The organism is Massilia sp. W12, from assembly GCF_037300705.1.
Classification (GTDB): Bacteria; Pseudomonadota; Gammaproteobacteria; order Burkholderiales; family Burkholderiaceae_D; genus JACPVY01.
On record NZ_CP147776.1, the window covers coordinates 1,791,977 to 1,811,150 of the forward strand.

The 19,174-nt window shown below is 58.5% G+C and carries 21 protein-coding genes; 14 read left to right on the forward strand and 7 right to left on the reverse strand.

Annotation, left to right across the window (positions count from 1 at the left end; genetic code table 11):
• The first annotated feature begins 4 nt into the window (after nt 1–4).
• The 4 genes from rnhB (at nt 5) to V8J88_RS07265 (ending at nt 3,322) form a co-directional block, all read left to right on the forward strand.
• Nucleotides 5–649, forward strand: a complete 645-nt coding sequence (gene rnhB, locus V8J88_RS07250; RefSeq protein WP_338848706.1) for a ribonuclease HII — start codon at nt 5–7, stop codon at nt 647–649.
• Nucleotides 650–657: 8 nt separating this feature from the next.
• Nucleotides 658–1,455, forward strand: a complete 798-nt coding sequence (locus V8J88_RS07255; protein ID WP_338848707.1) for an RNA methyltransferase — start codon at nt 658–660, stop codon at nt 1,453–1,455.
• Nucleotides 1,456–1,569: 114 nt separating this feature from the next.
• Complete coding sequence (locus tag V8J88_RS07260; protein ID WP_338848708.1) at nt 1,570–2,772, forward strand: EAL domain-containing response regulator; 1,203 nt, start codon at nt 1,570–1,572, stop codon at nt 2,770–2,772.
• A 64-nt stretch (nt 2,773–2,836) separates the two neighbouring features.
• Nucleotides 2,837–3,322 (forward strand): GNAT family N-acetyltransferase, encoded by a 486-nt coding sequence (locus V8J88_RS07265; RefSeq protein WP_338848710.1) that lies wholly within the window; start codon nt 2,837–2,839, stop codon nt 3,320–3,322.
• Between the two features lie 260 nt (nt 3,323–3,582).
• Here the strand turns inward: V8J88_RS07265 and V8J88_RS07270 are convergent, their stop codons facing one another.
• From V8J88_RS07270 to V8J88_RS07280, 3 genes are read right to left on the reverse strand one after another with little or no spacing between them, the layout of a single operon-like run.
• Nucleotides 3,583–4,320, reverse strand: coding sequence for an NRDE family protein (locus V8J88_RS07270; protein WP_338848712.1), 738 nt, complete (start codon nt 4,318–4,320; stop codon nt 3,583–3,585).
• Nucleotides 4,311–4,613, reverse strand: a complete 303-nt coding sequence (locus tag V8J88_RS07275) for a hypothetical protein (RefSeq protein ID WP_338848714.1) — start codon at nt 4,611–4,613, stop codon at nt 4,311–4,313. The genes V8J88_RS07270 and V8J88_RS07275 overlap by 10 nt, the downstream gene beginning before the upstream one ends.
• A gap of 4 nt (nt 4,614–4,617) precedes the next feature.
• Nucleotides 4,618–5,556: a folate-binding protein gene (locus V8J88_RS07280; RefSeq protein WP_338848715.1), complete on the reverse strand. Its 939-nt coding sequence runs from the start codon at nt 5,554–5,556 to the stop codon at nt 4,618–4,620.
• Nucleotides 5,557–5,731: 175 nt separating this feature from the next.
• Here V8J88_RS07280 and mltG point away from each other — a divergent pair, with 175 nt between their 5' ends.
• From mltG to V8J88_RS07315, 7 genes are all read left to right on the forward strand, one after another.
• Complete coding sequence (gene mltG, locus V8J88_RS07285) at nt 5,732–6,727, forward strand: endolytic transglycosylase MltG (protein WP_338848716.1); 996 nt, start codon at nt 5,732–5,734, stop codon at nt 6,725–6,727.
• Nucleotides 6,724–7,362, forward strand: coding sequence for a dTMP kinase (gene tmk, locus V8J88_RS07290; protein ID WP_338848717.1), 639 nt, complete (start codon nt 6,724–6,726; stop codon nt 7,360–7,362). Before mltG ends, tmk begins: the two co-directional genes overlap by 4 nt.
• Nucleotides 7,362–8,450 carry a DNA polymerase III subunit delta' gene (gene holB, locus V8J88_RS07295; protein ID WP_338848718.1) on the forward strand — a complete coding sequence of 363 codons (1,089 nt, stop codon included), beginning with the start codon at nt 7,362–7,364 and terminating at the stop codon, nt 8,448–8,450. Before tmk ends, holB begins: the two co-directional genes overlap by 1 nt.
• A gap of 24 nt (nt 8,451–8,474) precedes the next feature.
• The gene (locus V8J88_RS07300; protein WP_338848720.1) at nt 8,475–8,852 is read left to right on the forward strand and encodes a PilZ domain-containing protein; all 378 of its coding nucleotides are present in this window, start codon (nt 8,475–8,477) and stop codon (nt 8,850–8,852) included.
• An 8-nt stretch (nt 8,853–8,860) separates the two neighbouring features.
• Entirely contained in the window at nt 8,861–9,373 is a 513-nt protein-coding gene (locus tag V8J88_RS07305; RefSeq protein ID WP_338848721.1) for an N-acetyltransferase family protein, read from the forward strand.
• A gap of 75 nt (nt 9,374–9,448) precedes the next feature.
• Nucleotides 9,449–10,249: a TatD family hydrolase gene (locus V8J88_RS07310; protein WP_338848722.1), complete on the forward strand. Its 801-nt coding sequence runs from the start codon at nt 9,449–9,451 to the stop codon at nt 10,247–10,249.
• The gene (locus tag V8J88_RS07315) at nt 10,236–10,949 is read left to right on the forward strand and encodes an ankyrin repeat domain-containing protein (RefSeq protein ID WP_338848724.1); all 714 of its coding nucleotides are present in this window, start codon (nt 10,236–10,238) and stop codon (nt 10,947–10,949) included. Before V8J88_RS07310 ends, V8J88_RS07315 begins: the two co-directional genes overlap by 14 nt.
• A gap of 17 nt (nt 10,950–10,966) precedes the next feature.
• On the opposite strand, the gene V8J88_RS07320 is transcribed toward V8J88_RS07315, so the two are convergent.
• Nucleotides 10,967–12,226, reverse strand: coding sequence for a diguanylate cyclase (locus V8J88_RS07320; protein ID WP_338848726.1), 1,260 nt, complete (start codon nt 12,224–12,226; stop codon nt 10,967–10,969).
• 345 nt (nt 12,227–12,571) lie between these two features.
• Nucleotides 12,572–14,185: an L-aspartate oxidase gene (gene nadB / locus V8J88_RS07325; RefSeq protein WP_338849846.1), complete on the reverse strand. Its 1,614-nt coding sequence runs from the start codon at nt 14,183–14,185 to the stop codon at nt 12,572–12,574.
• A gap of 273 nt (nt 14,186–14,458) precedes the next feature.
• Between nadB and V8J88_RS07330 the strand changes: the two genes are divergently transcribed.
• The 3 genes from V8J88_RS07330 (at nt 14,459) to V8J88_RS07340 (ending at nt 16,396) form a co-directional block, all read left to right on the forward strand.
• Entirely contained in the window at nt 14,459–15,382 is a 924-nt protein-coding gene (locus V8J88_RS07330) for an Rpn family recombination-promoting nuclease/putative transposase (RefSeq protein ID WP_338848728.1), read from the forward strand.
• Between the two features lie 136 nt (nt 15,383–15,518).
• Nucleotides 15,519–15,890: an energy transducer TonB gene (locus V8J88_RS07335; protein WP_338848729.1), complete on the forward strand. Its 372-nt coding sequence runs from the start codon at nt 15,519–15,521 to the stop codon at nt 15,888–15,890.
• A 74-nt stretch (nt 15,891–15,964) separates the two neighbouring features.
• Nucleotides 15,965–16,396: an energy transducer TonB gene (locus V8J88_RS07340; RefSeq protein WP_338848730.1), complete on the forward strand. Its 432-nt coding sequence runs from the start codon at nt 15,965–15,967 to the stop codon at nt 16,394–16,396.
• 61 nt (nt 16,397–16,457) lie between these two features.
• Here the strand turns inward: V8J88_RS07340 and V8J88_RS07345 are convergent, their stop codons facing one another.
• A complete protein-coding gene (locus V8J88_RS07345; protein ID WP_338848731.1) occupies nt 16,458–17,717 on the reverse strand; it encodes a hypothetical protein in 1,260 nt (419 codons plus the stop codon).
• Between the two features lie 135 nt (nt 17,718–17,852).
• Nucleotides 17,853–19,151, reverse strand: a complete 1,299-nt coding sequence (locus V8J88_RS07350) for an MFS transporter (protein WP_338848732.1) — start codon at nt 19,149–19,151, stop codon at nt 17,853–17,855.
• Nucleotides 19,152–19,174: the final 23 nt, after the last annotated feature.

A 19,174-nucleotide genomic window follows, 5' to 3' on the forward strand; every position in this document is an offset into this window, starting at 1 on the left:
CATTGTGAATTTTTCCCTGTTTGATGAAATCCCCGTGTTTCCCGATTTATTGTGCGGCGTGGATGAGGCCGGACGCGGCCCGCTGGCCGGCGCGGTTTTTGCCGCCGCCGTCATCCTCGATCCGGCGCGCCCGATCGCAGGGTTGCGCGACTCCAAAAAATTAAGCGAAGCCAAGCGCGACGCGCTGGCCCTGCAAATTCAAGAACAAGCCCTGGCCTGGGCCGTGGCCCAAGCCTCGGTGGAAGAAGTGGATCAACTCAATATTCTGCACGCCAGCATGCTGGCGATGCAGCGCGCTGTGGCCGCGCTTACGCTCACGCCGGTGATGGTGCTGGTGGACGGCAACCGCCGCCCGGTGTTGCCGATGCCGGTGGAAGCGATTGTCAAGGGCGACGATAAAATCGAAGCCATTTCCGCCGCCTCGATTCTGGCCAAAACCGTGCGTGACGCGGACATGCTGCGTTTGCACGCCATCTATCCGCAATATGCCTTTGATCAACACAAAGGCTATGGCACCGCCTTGCATCTGGAGCGCTTGAGCGCACACGGCCCATGCGAGGCGCACCGCAAGAGTTTTGCGCCGGTCGCCGCCAGCCTGCAAGCGCGCGAATTAACGCCGCAGATTGACGCTGCGCCGGCCGTCATCTGAGAGGGTCTATGAAGCACATCAGCTCACGCGACAATCCGCAATACAAACAGCTGAAACTGCTGTGCGGCCCGGCCAGCGCCAAAAAACGCGGCGATCTGGCGGCAGCCGAAGGCATCCACTTATGCCAGGCCATGTTAGAGCAGGGCATACAGCCGCAGATGTGCGTGCTGTCTGACAGCGCCTTGGCGCACCCCGAAGTGCAAGCCCTGTTGCGCGCCATCGATCCCGCCAAGGTTGCCATGTTGCAATTAGCTGACAAACTGTTTGCCGACCTCAGCAGTCTGGAAAACGGGGTAGGGGTGTTGTGCCTGCTGCCTGTTCCCCGCCCGCGCTTGCCAGAGCGCATCACCGACGATGCGGTGGTGCTGGATGCCGTGCAGGATCCGGGCAATCTCGGCTCGATTTTGCGCAGTGCGGCAGCGGCTGGCATCCGTGATGTGTTTTGCGGCGCCGGCAGCGCGCAATGCTGGTCGCCCAAAGTGCTGCGCGCCGGCATGGGCGCACATTTTGTCTTGCGCATCCATGAACAACTGGACTTGACGCAACTCTTGGCGCATGCCGGAATCCCCGTTATCGCCACCAGTTCACATGTGCAAGAGACGGTTTTCGAGGCGGATTTACGTTCCCCGCGAATTTGGCTGTTCGGTAATGAAGGACAAGGTGTATCATCTGTATTGCTGCAGCGCGCCAATTTACGCCTTGCGCTGCCACATCTTGGTAAAATCGAGTCTTTGAATGTGGCGGCGTGTGCGGCGGTGTGCCTGTTTGAGCAAATGCGCCAAAGAATCATGGCGCAACAGCGCTGAAAAGCGTCAAAAAGCCTGTCATGCAGATAGCATGACCGATGCGAATGAAGCATAATGAAGGCGCGCCGGCAGCGCACAAGCGCCGGCGGCCAATCGCGGACGAGAGGATACAAGATGCAAATTGCCGATGTGAATTTTCTGGTTGCGGAAGATGATCCGGTGCAAAGCTGGGCCTTGGCCACGCAGCTCAAAAAACTGGGGGCGCAACATGTCACCGAAGTGGCCGACGGCCAGGAAGCGCTGGCCGTATTCCAGGACCAGGATCGGGAAGCCATCGACATCGGCCTGATTGATTTGAACATGCCGCAAATGGATGGCATGGAATTGATCCGCCACCTGGCCAAAGCCGATATCCACGCCACCATTATTTTAGTCACCGCACACGACCGCTCCCTCCTGTTTTCAGTCGAAACCATGTCCAAGGCGTATGGCATCGATGTGCTGGGCACCATCGAAAAGCCGGTCACGCCGGAGCATTTGCAAGCGCTGTTGCGCGACTATCTGAGCTCCTCGCGCAGCAAAGACAAAGGGCGCGTCCGTCCGCCCGTGTTTTCACTGGAAGAAATTGAGGAAGGCTTGCGTGAAAACCAATTCGAGCCTTTCTTTCAACCCAAAGTCGAACTCAAAACCGGCTATATCAAGGGGGCGGAAGCGTTTGCGCGCTGGCGGCACCCGCAGCACGGCATTTTGCCGCCCTCCGCCTTTCTCCCGGTATTAGAGCAGCATGGCGTGATTGACACCCTGAACTGGGTCATGATCGAAAAAGCGGTGGCGGCCTGCCGCTCCTGGCATGATCAGGAATTCCCGGTCGCGGTGTCTTTGAATATTTCCGTCTCCACCCTGGCCAACCCGGTCTTCACCGACCGCATGATCGAATGCGCGCAGCGCTACGGTCTGGAGCCGGAATATGTGATACTCGAAATCACCGAATCCGCCGTGCTGGCCACAGATCCGCAATTCTGGGAAACCTTAACGCGCTTGCGCATGAAGGGCTTCGGTCTCTCGGTGGACGACTATGGCACCGGCAACTCGAATATCCAGATGTTGGCGCGCATTCCTTTCTCCGAACTCAAGATCGAACGCAGCTTTGTGGCGGGCGCAGCGCAAAATGAGGCGCTGGGCATCGTCTTGAATTCCTGTTTATCGCTGTCGCGCAGCTTAAACCGTTTTTCGGTCGCGGTCGGGGTCGAAACCAAACAGGATTGGGACTTTTTGCAAGGCATGGGCTGCACCTGCGCGCAAGGTTTTTACATCGCCAAGCCGCTGGAAGCCAAGGCCTTCCCGGCCTGGATGGAAGAATGGCAGCACTTTTTCTGATCTGAACAAGCTCTTTTGTGCAACCCCGGGCGCAAGCCCGCTTTTTCTGGAAAGAACAACAACAATGCCAGCCGACATTCATACAAGCGTCGATGGCCCGGTGCGGGTCGAAATTGGCGACTGGGCGACTTTAGCCGATGACGCCCACTTGATCCGCCATGCGGTGTTCGTGGAAGAACAGCATGTGCCGGATGAAATCGAGCAAGATCAAATGGACCCCTATTGCTTGCACGCGGTGGCGTATGACGTGAAAAGCGGCGCCGCTTTAGGTACAGGCCGCCTGCTGCCGGACGGCCATATTGGCCGTATGGCGGTGCTGCCGGAAGCGCGCGGGCGCGGCATTGGCGGCATCATCCTGCGCAGCCTGATGCAACACGCACAGCAGCGCGGCCATGGCCGCGTGGTCTTGAATGCGCAAACCACAGTGCAAAATTTCTACACCCAACACGGCTTTGACCGCACCCCGCTGCAGGAATTTGAAGAAGCCGGGATTGCGCATGTGGAAATGCAGCATGTGTTTAGTGCGGGAAAAGCAAGCGATACGGAGTAAATCTTTCTGCGGCGATTGTGCATAATGCAGAGCATAATCGCCAGCTGGCTTGTGCTCTGGTAATGGCAGAATTCCCCGATGCCTGAGCTGGATGCCGCAATCAGTCAAAAGGGGAGTGATGCAGCGGGCCGGTGACGCTGGTGATGCATGTTAAGCAAAAGTGCATGTATTATTTATATGGAAAATGAAATCCATGTACATCATGCGCCAGCACCGCCGGCAGCATGAAGTTGTTTGCGCAGCCTCTGAATTCATCCGCCTCAGCGCACCAGCCGCTCCACCAGACAAGGATCCTGATCCCGGTTTAATTTCGCCACGCTGGATACCCGCGTGCCATAGCTGCCGGATTCAATGCACACAGGCGAGAGCATGCGTTCCCATTCGAGCGGCACGCCGGTGTCAGGCAGGCGGAAATCGGGCGCGCGTGCGGTGTCGGCCAGCATCTCAAAATATGCATCCGCCGGCGCGCGCTGGCAAATCAGGCTGCCGAATTGGGCCTTGGTTTTGACCACTTTCGGCCAGGCCGTGTCTAAGGCGGCATTCGATAGGCCGTAAATCCCCGGCGCGAGCGGCTGGCCGTTGCGCGCATCATCGCTGCGGTTGGAAAACCAGATCAATTGTTCGCGGTCGGCCAGCAATAAATTAAAACCTTCATACGCATCCGCCTTGGCTTGCACCAAGGCCAGATAGCGCTCCGGCGTGATTGTGTCATCGCACAGAAAATCCGCCACCAATTCGCCGCGCGTGGGTGCTTCCGGGCGCTTCGGCGCGCCGCTGCGCACCGCAGTCAGGGCGGCGAAACGCTGGCCGCGCGGGCCGCTCTTGGAGACGCCAAGCCAAGTGCCGCCGCCTTGCAAATCGCGACCGGCCAAGACATGCGGATGGTTTTCCCACCAGGCCGCAGGGCTGGCCGGACGGGCGTAAAACTCATCGCGGTTGGCCGCTGCAATCAGCGGCGCGCAAGGCACCATTTGCCAAGCCAGAACGATCAAACACATGGCGCGCACTCCAGGCTGACAAAATGCTCAATGTGCCGCACGCCAAACAAATCCAGACCGCTGGCGGCGGCGCTCACTTGCAACAGCTCCGGCACATGGCCGGGGTCCAGCTTGCACACATCCAACATGCGCCAGACTTCCAGCAACGTCAATTGCTCAGCCGCATCCTGCTTTAACTGCAATTCACCATAAAATCCCAGCTTGGCCAGATGCGCGCGCATCTGCGCAAAACCCAGTTGCGCGCGTTCCAGCTGGCTGGCTTCCAGCTTGTAATACTGATACCAGGTGTGCATGTGCTTATTCCTGCACCGGAATCTGGTAAGGCAATTCCAGCAGGCGCAACGCCGCGCCGCCGGCGCTTAATTGGTCGCCGCTGAATGCGGTCTTCAATTCAATCAGGCAATCCACGCCGCCCTCAGGAGCTGGCGCGCTTAACACCAGCTGGCCGCAAGCCTGCTCCGGGTCTTCTGCGCCAAACACTTCCACCCCGGCGGGCAAAGCGTCAAGCGCGCTATGTGCTAAAAACATGCGGCGCTTGAGTTTGCCCAGATACTGGCTGCGCGCCACCACTTCCTGGCCGGGGTAGCAACCTTTTTTGAAATTCACCCCGCCAAGCACTTCCAGATTCACCATCTGCGGCACAAAAGCTTCAAAGGTCGCTTCCGTAATCCAGGCCATGCCGCTGCGCACATCCAGCCAGTCGCCGCCGGCTGCCGGCTGTTGCGGCAGGCTGGCCGGCAGCGTGCTTTCACGCGGCGCCAGCCACAGATGGCGCGCAATGCCGCAGCTGTCAGGCAAGCGCAGCACGCACAGATTGTGGGCTTGGGCGTGGCGCAACGGCGCGATGCCGCTGGCGCCGTCGCTGCCCGCGCCGCACAAGCGCAGCACTTGCAAATCGCTGATACTGAGTTTGACCTTGGCGCGCAAAATAAACATCGACAAGCGCTTATGCAAGCCGGGCGCCAATTGCGCCGGGCACAGCAGGCGGATGTGCTCAGGCCCGGCGCGCCAGACCAGCATAATCGCCTGCAGCCGGCCTTTGTTATTGCAATATCCCGCGTAGCGCACCTCATCGGCTTGCAGATGCAAAACATCCTGGGTTAATTGCTTATGCAGAAAATCAGCGGCTTCCGGGCCGTGAGCGTCGAGCACGGTCAAGGCCATGCCATCGCAAATCGCGCCTTGTGATAATTGCTGCAAATCAGGGCAGCCCTGCATGATGGAACTCTGGTTCATAGAATGTGTGTGTGGCTTGGGTTATCATTACGCCCGCCGGGGGCATAGCATGGTGCGATGCCATTATAAGGTTGCTGCTAAAGCTCTGCAGGACACGCACCAAATACAGGGCTGACGAGCTGCCTTGCCGGGACAATTTTTTGCGTCAGCCCTAAAATCCATAGATCAGGACGGAATGAAGAAATTTTTTGCACTGCTGCTCAGCCTCTTGCTGCTTACCGGCGCGCTTGGCGCCGGCTTTGCATGGTGGGCGCAACAGCCCATACTGGAGCAAGGCGCACCGATTGAATTCACCATCAAACCGGGCAGCAGTCTGCCTGCGGCCATGCAGCAAATCCAAAGCGCCGGCGTGCCGGTGCAAGCCGCGATGCTGGGCCTGCTGGCGCGCTTGAGCGACAAGGGCGGCCGCATCAAAGCAGGAACCTATGAACTCAAGCCCGGAACCACGCCGGCCGGCTTGCTCAATCAACTGGTGCGCGGCGAATTCGCACAAGAGAGCCTGGTGATTATCGAAGGCTGGACTTTCCGCCAGATGCGCGAAGCGATTGCCGCCCATCCTGCCCTGAAACACGATACGCGCGAGTTGAGCGATGCGGCGCTTTTGCAAAAGCTGGAGATTGATTACAAACTGGCCGAAGGTCTGTTTTTCCCTGACACCTATTTATTCGCCAAGGGCGCCAGCGATATGCAAATTTATCGTCAGGCGCATGCCGCTCTGATGCGCCGCTTAGGCGAGCAGTGGGATAAGCGGGCCAAAGATCTGCCCTATAAAAGTCCCTATCAAGCCTTGATCATGGCCTCGATTGTGGAAAAAGAGACCGGCCAAAGGAGTGAGCGCGCAGAAATCGCCGGCGTGTTTGTCAACCGGCTGCGCCTTGGCATGCTGCTGCAAACCGATCCCACCGTGATTTACGGCATGGGCGAAAAATACCAGGGTAAGATTTATAAGCGCGACCTGGAAACCGACACGCCTTACAATACCTACACCAGAGCTGGCTTGCCGCCATCGCCGATTGCGCTGCCCGGCGCGGAATCTTTGGCCGCCGCGCTGGCCCCGGCCAAAACCGAATCACTGTACTTTGTCGCCCGTGGCGATGGCAGCAGCAAATTTTCCTCCACCCTGGACGAGCATAACCGCGCCGTCAATAAATATCAGCGCAATCAACCATGAGCACAATCACTTATCAGCCGCGTTTTATCAGCATGGAGGGCATAGACGGGGCCGGCAAATCCACCCATCTGCCCTTTATCCGCAGCTTGCTCACGCAAGCCGGGCTGGAAGTGGTGCAAACCCGCGAGCCGGGCGGCACGCCCCTGGGCGAAACTCTGCGCGCGATTCTGCTCAGTCAAACCATGTCTGCGCAAACCGAGGCCATGCTGATGTTTGCCGCGCGCCGTGAAAATTATCTGCAGGTGATTGCGCCGGCATTGGCGCGCGGGGCCTGGGTGCTGTGTGACCGCTTCACCGATTCCAGTCTGGCGTATCAGGGCGGCGGGCGCGCCATGCCGGACGCTGAGCTTGCGCAATTGCAGCAGATCGCCATCGGCCCGGTGCAGCCCGATTTGACGCTGCTGTTTGATGTGCCGCTGGAAGTGGCGCAGGCGCGCATCGGCAGCAGCCGCGAGCTGGACAAATTTGAACAGGAACAAGCCGATTTTCACGCCCGCGTGCGGCAATATTATTTACAGCTGGCCGCCGCCAATCCGCAGCGTTACCGCCTGCTGGACGCACGTCACAGCATTGCAGAACTGCAAGCGCAATTGCAGCAGATTTTGCAAGACTTTTTGCATGGGGCGCGCTGCTGATGGCCACCCGCGCGCCCAAAAAAGAAGCGAATGAAGACGGCCTGGCCGCCAGCCGGCCAGGCGCTGAGCCGATGTTCGCCTGGCATCTGCCGGTGTTTGAAAGTTTGCTGCAGCAACGCGCCAATCTGCCGCATGCCTTGCTCGCATATGGCCCGGCGGGCAGCGGCAAAACCGTGTTTGGCGAGCGTTTAGCGCAAGCCTTGCTGTGCGAAAACCGCAGCCCGCTGGCGCAAGCCTGCGGCGTGTGCCCCTCCTGCACCTGGTATTTGCAAGGCAACCATCCCGATTTCCGCCTGCTGCGCCCGGAGAGTTTTGAAGCGCAAGCGCAAGCCAAGGGCGACGCCAAAACCGAGGGCAAAGAAGGTAAAGAAGGCAGCAAGGAAATCCGCATTGATCAGGTGCGCGAGCTGGCCGACTTCATCAACCTTTCCACCCACCGACGCGGTCTGCGCATCATTTTGCTGTATCCGGCGCAAAGCTTGAACCTGGCCTCTTCAAACGCCTTGCTCAAGACCTTGGAAGAACCGCCGCCTTCGACCCTGTTTATTCTGGTGGCGGACAGTCTGGACCGCCTGCTGCCGACGATTTTATCGCGCTGCCGCAAGCTGGCCCTGCCGGCCCCGACCCCGGCCCAGGCGCTGGCCTGGCTGCAAGCGCAGGGCGTGCCTGAAGCGGAAGTCTGGCTCGCCAGCCAGGGCGGCGCGCCGCTGGCCGCGCGCGAGATGGCGCAGCAGGGCAGGGGGGAAGAACTTGATCTGTGGTTATCGCATTTAGCCGCGCCCGGCACGGAAGGCGCGTTGCGCACCGCTGACAAACTGCAAAAAACCGCGCCCCTGCAACTCTTGTCCTGGATGCAACGCTGGTTGTACGATATGTTATCGTTAAAGTTGGCGCAGCAATTGCGGTATTACCCGCGCCACCGCAGCCAGCTCGAAGCGCTGGCCGCGCGTGTGACGCCGCAACAAATCACGGCGGCGCTCAAAGCCTGCAAAGAGCGCCGCCTGATTGCAGAACACCCCTTGGCGCCGAAGTTGTTTATTGAGGATATGTTGCTGGAATATCAGAGCTGTCTGAAGAAAACCGCTTAAGTCCAAGGCAATCACAGGAAGACTATGAGCACTCCAAACCCCACAGCCGCCGGCGCACCGGTGGCGCGGCCGTCAGTGTTATCACTGGCGATCAAAGAAAAAGCGGCGCTGTACGCCGCCTACATGCCCTATCTGAAAAACGGCGGCATCTTCGTTCCCACCAATAAACCTTACAAACTGGGCGATGAGATTTATCTGATTCTGGCCCTGATGGACGACCCGAATAAATACCCGATCGCCGGCAAAGTGGCCTGGATCACCCCCATGGGCGCAGCCAATAACAAGGCGCAGGGCATAGGCGTGCATTTTCCCGATGATGAAAGCGGGCAGCGCGTGAAATTGCGCATCGAAGAATTATTGGGCGCAGCGCTGCGCTCGACCCGCGCCACCCACACCCTGTGAGCGCCGGCATGTTGACTTACCGTTTGGCGCGGCCCGAAGACTTGCCGCAAATTGTTGCGATTTACAATTCCACCATCGCCTCGCGCATGGTGACAGCGGATACCGAAGCGGTGAGCGTGGCCAGCCGTCAGGCCTGGTTTGAGGCGCATCACCCCGACATGCAGCCGCCGCGCCCCTTGTGGGTGGTGGATGGCAGCCGCCCCGGCGAGCTGGATGGCTGGCTGTCTTTTTCCAGCTTTTATGGCCGTCCGGCGTATGCCGGCTGCGCCGAAGTTTCGATTTATCTGGCGCCGCAGGCGCGCGGGCGCGGTTTGGGCCGCGCCTTGCTCGATGCCGCAATTCAGGCCGCACCCGCACTGGGTCTGCACAGCCTGCTCGGCTTTATCTTTGGCCACAATGCGCCCAGCCTGCGCCTGTTTGAGGCCGCCGGTTTTCACACCTGGGGCGCCTTGCCCGGCGTGGCCATTTTGGATGGCGTGGCGCGCGATTTATTGATTCTGGGACGTAAGCTGGATGCGTAAAAGAGCGCCTAGTGCGCGTTTTCCCGCCGTCCCGGGCGGCTGCCTGCCTTGCTGTTTTATCTTTTGAATGAAATTATGTTTGTTGACTCTCACTGCCATATCAACTTCCCCGAACTGGCCCAGCGCATGCCCGAGCTGCTTGAGAATATGCGGCAAAAACAGGTGCGGCATGCGCTCTGCGTCAGTGTGGATTTACCCACTTTGCCGCAAGTCATGGCGCTGGCTGAGCAATATCCGCACATTTGGGCCTCGGTCGGCGTGCATCCCGATTATCCCGACACCGAAGAGCCGACAGAAGCGCTGTTATTGCAATTGGCCAATCACCCGAAAGTGGTGGCGATTGGCGAAACCGGCTTGGATTACTACCGCTTAGAAGGCGACTTGGAATGGCAGCGCGCGCGCTTTCGCACCCATATCGCCGCCTCGCGCGCCTGCGGCAAGCCGCTCATCATCCACACCCGCGCAGCGGCGGATGACACCTTGCGCATCATGCGCGAAGCCGGCGCCGCCGTGCAGGATGGCGGCGCGGGCGGCGTCATGCACTGCTTTACCGAAAGCCTGGCGGTGGCTGAAGCGGCGCAGGAAATGGGCTTTTATATTTCCTTCTCCGGCATTGTCACTTTTAAAAACGCCAAAGCGCTGCAGGAAGTGGCGGCGGCGGTGGATGTCTCGCGCATCTTGATTGAAACCGATGCGCCCTACCTGGCCCCGGTTCCGCATCGCGGCAAAATCAATGAGCCGGCCTATGTCAGCCATGTGGCGCAATATCTGGCCGACTTGAAAGGCATGCCGCTGGAAGAATTCGCCCGCCGCACCACGGATAATTTTTTCACCCTGTTTGCCCATGCCAAGGAGCATGCCGATGCGGCGCGCTAATCTCTTGTTGATCCTCACGCTGTGCCTGCCGCTGCTGACCCCTGGCTGGCAGGCAGCGCATGCCGCACCCGCCGTCCAGCGCAATGACGACCCGGCGCCGGAGACGCGCGAAGAGCAGGAGACGGCCTTGATTCGCGCCGCCAAAGTGGACAATGTGAGCGAAGCCCGGCGCGTGTTAGCGCTGGGCATTGATCCGAATCTGATCGCCAATGAGCGTGGCGAAACCGTGTTAATGCTGGCCGTGCGGGAAGAAGCGCCGCGTGTGCTGGCCTTGCTGTTGGACAGCCCGGGCATTGAAATCGAGCGCCAAGCCAAAAATGGCGACACGGCCATAATGCTGGCCGCGTTTAAGGGACAGGTGGAATTCATGCGCGCGCTGCTGGCCAAAGGGGCCAAGCTCAATCGCAGCGGCTGGACTCCGCTGCACTATGCGGCGTTTGGCGGTCACGCCGAGGCGCTGCAATTTCTGCTCAAGCAACAAGCGGAATTGGAAGCGCCGGCCCCGAATGGCAGCACGGCCATCATGTTGGCCGCCTACGCCGGGCAGATTCAAGCCGTCAAAGTCCTGCTGGACGCCGGAGCCGATCCTTTGCGCCGCAATCAGCAAGGCATGAACGCGATAGACATGGCGCGGCAAATCGAGCGCCAGGATATTGTGGATGGCTTGATCTGGCAGATGAAAAAACAGGGGCGCATGTAAGGCGCCGCGCAAACAGCTCAGTTTGGCGGCAGCGCGCCGCCATCTGTCTGTGCGCATGCGAAGCGGTCTTTGCCCTGGCGTTTGGCCTGATACATGGCGCTGTCAGCGCACTCCAGCAAAGCCGCCGGCGCTGTCGCATCTTGCGGATAGCAGGCGATTCCGATCGAGGCTGAAATCCGCGCTTCCTGTTTGCCGCTGGCCAGAGGCAAAATAAAAGGCTGGCGCAAAGCGTGCAGCAAAGCTTGCGCCAAATGGCTGGCCTGGGCATGCGTATTGACATCGCTCAACATCACAATAAATTCATCGCCGCCCAGCCGCGCCACGGTGTCAGAAGCGCGCACCCTTTGGACGATTCTTTGTGTCACCTGTTGCAACAGCAAATCGCCGGCGGCATGTCCCAGGCTGTCATTGACTTCTTTAAAATGATCCAGGTCAATAAATAAAAGCGCCACTTCGCTTTGATTGCGCTGAGCTTTTTTCAGCTCGGTTTCGAGCCGGTCTTGCAGCAGACGGCGATTCGGCAAGCCGGTCAAGGCATCCAGATTGACTTGCCGCCATTTCTCTTCACTGGCCTGTTTTTTGCCGGTGATATCAGAAAACATCGCCAAATGCCGCCACACCGCGCCTTGCTCATCGTGGATCACATCAATAGTCAGCCATTCCACGATTTCACTGCCATCACGCCGCTTATTCCAGATTTCACCCTGCCAATGGCCCTGAGTTTGCAGGCTGTGCCACAGGAGGCGGTAAAAATCAGCATCATGCCGCCCGGAGCTGGCGAAGCTGGGATTTTTACCCAGCGCCTCGGCGGCGGAATAACCGGTCATGGCGGTATACGCCGGGTTGACCGCAATGATGCGGTTGGCCGCATCCGTCACCAGCATCGCCTGGCGCCCTTGTTGATAGGGCATGGCGGCGCTGTGCAGGCTGGCCAATTCCAGCAGCTCCGCACTGATGTCGCGCAGGCACAGTAAAAAGCCATGCGCAATCCGGCTCAGATTGGCGCGATAACTGCGTAACGCTTGTTGCTGCAGTAATTCAATCGTCAGCTCGCAGTGCGCCGGCGCAGTTTGCTGGCGCAGCGTGGCGCACGCTTCGCGCCAGCGCGCCGGCTTGTGCAGCAGGGTGGAAAAATCCGCCTGTGGTTCCAAGGCCGGGGACAGGGCGGCGTCTTGCCGCCAGCATTGGTTGGCGGCCAGCAGCCGGCCATCATGGTCAAAAATGCAGGCGGCAAAGGGCAGGGCGTTAAAACAATCCTGCCAAAACGCCTCGGGCAATGGCGCGGCCTGCCGGAACGCGGCAGGAGGTTGCGGAAAATCTGGGGGAAACTGTGCATTCATGGGGTGGATCGCGCAAGGCATAGCTTGTTGCGAAGACGCACCAGGGGGCGCCCGGACCGGTCAGCCCAGGCGCAGGCCGACCGTGCCTCAACCGGAGACTTGCCCTGTTCTATGGTTTTACGGCTGCACCGGTCTTACATTCATTTTGTACAATTTCTTGAATGCGTGCAACTGTTTCAGCCCGGGCATCATATAAAAGACAGCAAACCTGCGCAGTATGTCCCAGTAAAGGGGGCGCCAGTTTTTACAAAAGCGGCGCCCGGCTGGCCTGAGCAACTGAAATCAACGCCGCCGTTTTGGTGTCAACACCGTCGGCAAGGCTTTCGGCAGGGTCGCCGGATAATCGCGGCTGGTGTGCAAACCCCGGCTTTCGTGACGTGATTTGGCCGACTTGACAATCAAGGCCGCGCAATCGACCAGATTGCGCAACTCCAGCAAATCGCTGGTGATGCGGAAATTGCGGTAATACTCATCAATTTCCTCGCGCAGCAAATCAATCCGGTGCTGCGCGCGCTCCAGACGCTTGCTGGTGCGCACAATGCCGACATAATTCCACATAAAGCGGCGCAACTCATCCCAGTTATGCGCAATCACCACTTCCTCATCCGCATTCGTGACCCGGCTTTCATCCCAGTCCGGCAACCCGCTTTGCGCGCTGCCTGTCCTTTGCAAAATATCCGCCGCGCAAGCCTGGCCCAGCACCAGGCATTCCAGCAGGGAATTGCTGGCTAAGCGGTTGGCCCCGTGCAAACCGGTGTAAGCCGTTTCGCCCACCGCATACAAGCCGGCGGCGTCGGTGCGCCCGGCATTGTCAGTAATCACCCCGCCGCAGGTGTAATGCGCCGCCGGCACCACCGGAATCGGCTCGCGCGTGATATCGATCCCCAATTCGAGACAGCGCTGATAGATATTCGGGAAATGGCTTTGTAAAAAGGCCGGGCTTTGGTGGCTGATGTCCAGATGCACATAATCCAGGCCGCGCTTTTTCATTTCAAAGTCAATCGCGCGCGCCACGATATCGCGCGGGGCCAATTCGGCGCGCTCATCATGCCAGGGCATAAAGCGCTCACCCGCCCGCGCCCCGGCCTGCGGCGGCAATTTCAGCAAACCGCCTTCGCCCCGAATCGCCTCGGTAATCAGGAAGGACTTGGCGTAGGGGTGGTACAAACAGGTGGGGTGAAACTGGATGAATTCCATATTCGCCACGCGGCAGCCGGCGCGCCAGGCCATGGCGATGCCGTCGCCGGTGGCGGTATCGGGGTTGGTGGTGTACAGATACACCTTGCCGGCCCCGCCGGTCGCCAGCACGGTGTGCGCAGCGGCCACCGTGTGCACACGCGCGCTCTTTTGATCCAGCACATACAGGCCCAGGCATTGCGGCTGGCTGTCGCCCCGTTTGGCGCCGGGCAGCCGGTCAGACATGATCAAATCAATTGCGCAATGGTGTTCAAACAGAGTGATATTCGGATGCGCGCGCGCCTTCGCTTCCAGGGTGTTTTGCACCGCCGCGCCGGTCGCGTCGGCGGCGTGAATGATGCGGCGCTGGCTGTGTCCGCCTTCGCGCGTCAAATGAAAGCCCAGTTCCGCGCCCGGGTCCGGCGTGAATGGCACGCCTTGCGCAATCAGCCAGTCAATCGCGGCACGCCCGTTTTCGACGATAAAACGGGTCGCCCCCTCGTCGCACAAACCGGCTCCGGCCACCAGCGTATCGGCGATATGCTGTTCATGGCTGTCCGCCGAATCCAGCACGGCGGCAATGCCGCCCTGCGCCCAACTGCTGGCGCCCTCATGCATACTGCGTTTGGCGATTACGGCCACGCGGCAACGATCAGCCAAATGCAAAGCCACCGTCAGCCCGCCCAGACCGCTGCCGACGATGGCCACATCGAAATTCATCATGATCTATTGGAAAAAACGGGAAAACAGGCATTATCAACGATTTGCGCCTGCAATGGGAATTGCCGTGCAGGGCACAAGCGCGGCAAGCGCCTTGCTTCGCAGCGCAAGGCATGCAAGCATCATTGCCCCAGATGCAAGCCCGTCCGAACCGCAAAAGGCAATGAGCCAGCCGCATCTAACCCCTTCCACCCCACCTGAGGAACCCGCGCCAGCCCAAAAAAGAACCCAGGCCGCCATGATAAAATGCGTTTTTTTGCAGACAGGCGCATCATGGGCAAGTACATCAATTTATTTACCGACTTCGGCTTTAAAAAAGTCTTCGGTGAAGAGCCGAATAAAGACCTGCTCATCAGCTTCCTCAACACCTTGCTGCCGGCCAAACACCAAATCGCCAGCCTTGAATTCAGCCGTAATGAGTGGCAAGGCGTGTCGATGCTTGACCGCAAAGCGATTTTTGACCTGCATTGCAAAACCCCGGACGGCAGCTATTTTCTGGTCGAATTGCAAAAAGCCAAGCAAAACTTCTTCAAAGACCGCAGCCTCTACTACGCCAGCTTTCCGATTCAAGAGCAAGGGCAAAAAGGTGATTGGGATTACCGCCTGCAAGCGGTGTATACCATCGGCATTCTCGACTTTATTTTTGATGAAGCCGATAAGCACGATGTGATTCATACCGTGCAGCTGAAAAATCAGCACAATCAAGTGTTTTACGACAAGCTGACCTTCATCTACCTGACCTTGCCCAATTTCAGCAAGACCTTAGAAGAACTGCATACTTTGCAAGACAAATGGCTGTTCGTGTTCCGTCATCTGGACGAATTGGAAAGCCTGCCCGATGTGTTGCAAGAGGAAGTGTTCGTAAAACTGTTTCAAATTGCCGAATTGATCGCGTTTGAACCACAAGACCGCGCCGCATATCAAGCCAGCCTCAAGTATTACCGTGATTTAAAAAACGTCACCGATACCGCCTATGACGAAGGGAGGGCAGAAGGGCGGGCAGTAGGGCGCGAAGAGGGCCGCGAAGAGGGGCGGCAGAAGCAAAGTGCTGCGGTATTGCAAATGCTCTTGCGCCAACGCTTCGGCGCTATCCCGGAGCAAGCCATGACTGCCATCGCGCAGGCCGACAATGCGCAACTGGAGTTATGGCTGGCGCGCGTCTTGACGGCGCAGCAGCTTGCCGAGGTGTTTGCTTGACGTTTTGCCCGCGCAGCATGGCAAACCGGCCAGCATGACGCGCAGCGATAAGCCTGCTTCAGACTGCGCTTGCGTCCCACAGGAGTCAGATCAAGCACAAAACAAGCGGAAATAACACACGGCCTCAAGTCAAACCATGAAGCTCAACAAAACATATGCCCTCCTGCTGGCCTTGTGTCTGCACTGCGCTCCGGTGCAGGCTGTCAGCAAGCCGGCCAAAGCGCTGCCGCCGCCATACAACACCGTACCGCTGTTGGTGCGTTGCGATTTCACCTATCCCACCAAAGCTGCACGCGAGGGCGCCGAGGGTACCGTGCAGCTGTATGTTAAAGTCAATCGCATCGGCTTGGTGGAAGAAGCTGTGGTGTATCGTTCGAGCGGTTATCGATATTTGGATTACCCCGCGCGCGACTTTGCGCTGGAGACTTGTGTGTTTACCCCCGGCTTGCATAATGGTGTGGCGGTGTCGAAGTGGACGATTTTAACGGTGCAGTGGGAATTGGATTAACGCAGTTTTGCGCGATATGGATGCCAGGCGCTTGTGCCCCGTCCGGCGCAATGAAGAACAGCTAAGGGATGAGTATGAAACAGATTGCTTTGCCTGAGATTCTGCTCTGCCTGGTCATCCCGGCCTGCAGCGCGCCGGCCTGGGCGCAAGCCAGTTCTGATGCTGACACTAGCCATCAGCCTGATCAAGGCGTGACGCTTGACGCGCGCCTGCCGTATCAGCAATACCCGTACCAGCCTGGCCATAAGGATCGGTGCGACTGGGCGAGGTATCCACCCCGTGCTGCGCGTAGTGGCGTAGAGGGCAGGGTGGAGATGGAATACAAGATTGACGAAACCGGCAAATTATTGTCAGCCAAGATCAGCAAAAGCAGTGGCAATGCCGATCTTGATCAAGCATCGCTCGTATGGCTGAAGAGCTGTACCTTCACCCTCTATCGCAAAAGTGCGCAAGATGCGCCAGAACCTTACCAGAGTAAGGTGCTTTATGTTTGGAAACTGGAGTGATGGCGCAAAAAAACGCCGCCGGCCTGTTGGCGCGGCGGCGTTTTGATGTATCAGACGGAGATTATTGCAGCAGCGGCTTGGCCAGATTCATGCTCCAGTATTTCGCCAGCTCGGTGGCGCCATCGGCGCTTTGCACGGTGGCCAGCAGTTTAATCGCTTCATCTTTCTTGCCGGCATGAGCGTAGCCGATGGCGGCCAGCAAACGGGTTTCGTCGGCTTTCTTGCTCGGCATTTTCAAGCCTTGCTCAATCAAAGCCAAACCCTTGTCATTGCTGCCATTGATCAGCAGCGCATAGCCGGCGTTCACCAGCGCGCTGCCGTCTTTGACTTTGGCCGGGCTGACCGAGTCCAGTGATTTGGCGTCATCCGCCGCCGCTTTGTTGACACGATCGCGCAGCGCGTTCAACTTCTTCGCGTCGCCGCCTTTGCCCAGCACGCCGGCTTCAAAGCCTTTGTCCAAAACACGCTTTGCCTCACCCGGCTGGCCAAAACGCAGCAGCAAGTCAGCCATATCGGTGTATTCATCCGCGCCATTCATCATATTCATGAAGAATTTCAAACGGTAGAAGCTGGGGATGAAGCGGTCAGCGTTCTTGGTCGAACCAATATAGCGGCCCAGCAGATCTTCCCAGTATTCTTTGCGCGGATAGTGGGTCGCCAGCAAACTCATGCCTTCCACATAGCCATCTTTGTCGTTCAGCGACACATAGCAGTTGAGCAGCAGCTTCAAGCTGTCTTCCAGCGGGGTCTTGCCTTCTTTGGCTAGCACTTCAAAATCTTTGCGCGCTTCAGCGATGGCGCGCTTGTAATCTTTTTGGAAATACAGGGCCTGGATGCGCATATTGCGCAGATTCGGCTCCAGTGCGGCGGTTTTTTCCTGCGCGTCCAGCAATTCCACCACCTTGCCGTATTCCTTCATGTTGTAGCGGATGCCGATCAGGGCTTGCCCGAACTTGTTTTGATCTTCAGGCGAGAGACGCTTAAAGCTCAGAGTTTTTTCAATCGCGGCGGCGGTGGCCGGGTTGTCGCCCATCGAAGAGGCGGTAGCTACGCGCATGCGCCAGATCGAGAAATCTTCAAATTCGGTGCGGTTGGCAACGCCATCCATCAAGGCCAGCTTTTCCATGGCGGTCTTGAAGTCTTTGTTCTTCATCGCTTCTTCATAGGCTTTGACGAAGGGCGAGAATTCAGCGCGCATGGATTCAGCCTTGGCTTCAGCAGCAGGCTTGTCGGCAGCGTGGGCGCTCATGGCGGGGGTGAGGCAGAAAGCTGCAAGCAGCAGAGCGGTGGTGTTGGCGATACGGGCAAAGCGGATTTGCATGGTGAGTCTTTCAAAAAAAACGCGACAAGCCGCGCACTTGGGGTTGAATGCAAGGGCCGTATTATCGCAAATTCAGCGCGCAAATGGGGGCGATGTTCTGCGCCTGGGGCGCGGCAGGCGCGCCCGCGCCATGCTTCATTCTTTTTCCGGCAGATCTAAAAAGAATGACAGCGCAATCACTGGAATCGCCGCCAGCAGCGCCCACAAAAAGAAGTGCTGATAGCCCAGCCATTTTTGAATATCGCCGCTGATGATGCGTGAGAGCGATAGACCAAGTTGCATCACGCCGGTGGCCAGGGCGTAATGCGCGGTGGGGTAGGGGCCGGGCGCAACCACTTGCATCATGTACAGCATCAAGCCGACAAAGCCAAAGCCAAAGCCAAACATTTCCACCGCGAGCGCGGCGGTGATGATGATTTGGCTTTGCGGCTGTGCGCTGGCCAAATACCAAAACGCCAGATTCGGCAGATTCATGGCGATGATCAGGGGCAGGAGCGCGCGTTTGAGACCCAGCGCGGCGGCGAAATAACCGCCGGCGATGCTGCCCAGAATAAAGGTGATGGTGCCGGCCACGCCGTAAATCATGCCCAGCTGTTCAGTTTTCAAACCCAGCCCGCCGGCTTCTGTTTTGTCGAGCAAAAACAATTGGCTGACTGTGGCGATTTGGCCTTCGCCCAGACGGAACAGGATGATGAAGGCAATCATCAGCCACACCCCGCGCTTGGAAAAAAAGCTCGATAAAATTTCCAGCAGCGGCACGCCCGATTCTGCCGTGGCGCCGGCCTGACGCGTGCGCGTATCCGGCAGGGCGAAGCTGTGATACAGCGCGAGCAAGGCCATGCCGCCGGCTAACAGCGCGAAAATCGCCGTCCAGGCGGCTTTCACGCCGATCATGCCTTCCAACATCCCGGCCAAGACCGGCATGCCGCCCACCGCCACCAGTTTGGCGCCATTGAAAAACGCGCCTAACCAGCCGGAATATTGCGCTTGCGCGGTTTTATCCAGACTGGCGATGTATAAGCCATCGCACGCAATATCATGGGTGGCGCTGGCTAAAGCCAGCACCGCCATGCAGGCGATGGTGGTGAGGAAAAAGCCCGGCGTTTGGATCAGCAGGGCGCATGCGGCCAGTGCGGCGGCGGCCACCGCCTGGAAAAACACCACGATTTTCTTTTTGCTGTCATACGCTTCCAACAGCGGACTCCAGAGCGGTTTGAAGACCCAGGCAAAGCCCAGCGCGCCGGTCCAGCGCGTGATCTCTTCATTTGGCACGCCCAGTTGTTTGTACATCAGCACGGAAATCGTCATCACCACAAAAAACGGCAAACCTTGCGCGAAATACAGGGTGGGTATCCAAGTCAGCGCGGACAGGCGCCGGGTTTTTTGCGGGGCCAAGTCCGCATACTGTGGAAGAGATGTGCTGCTGTGCTCCATGGTCTGCCTCTGCTCTTGTGGTA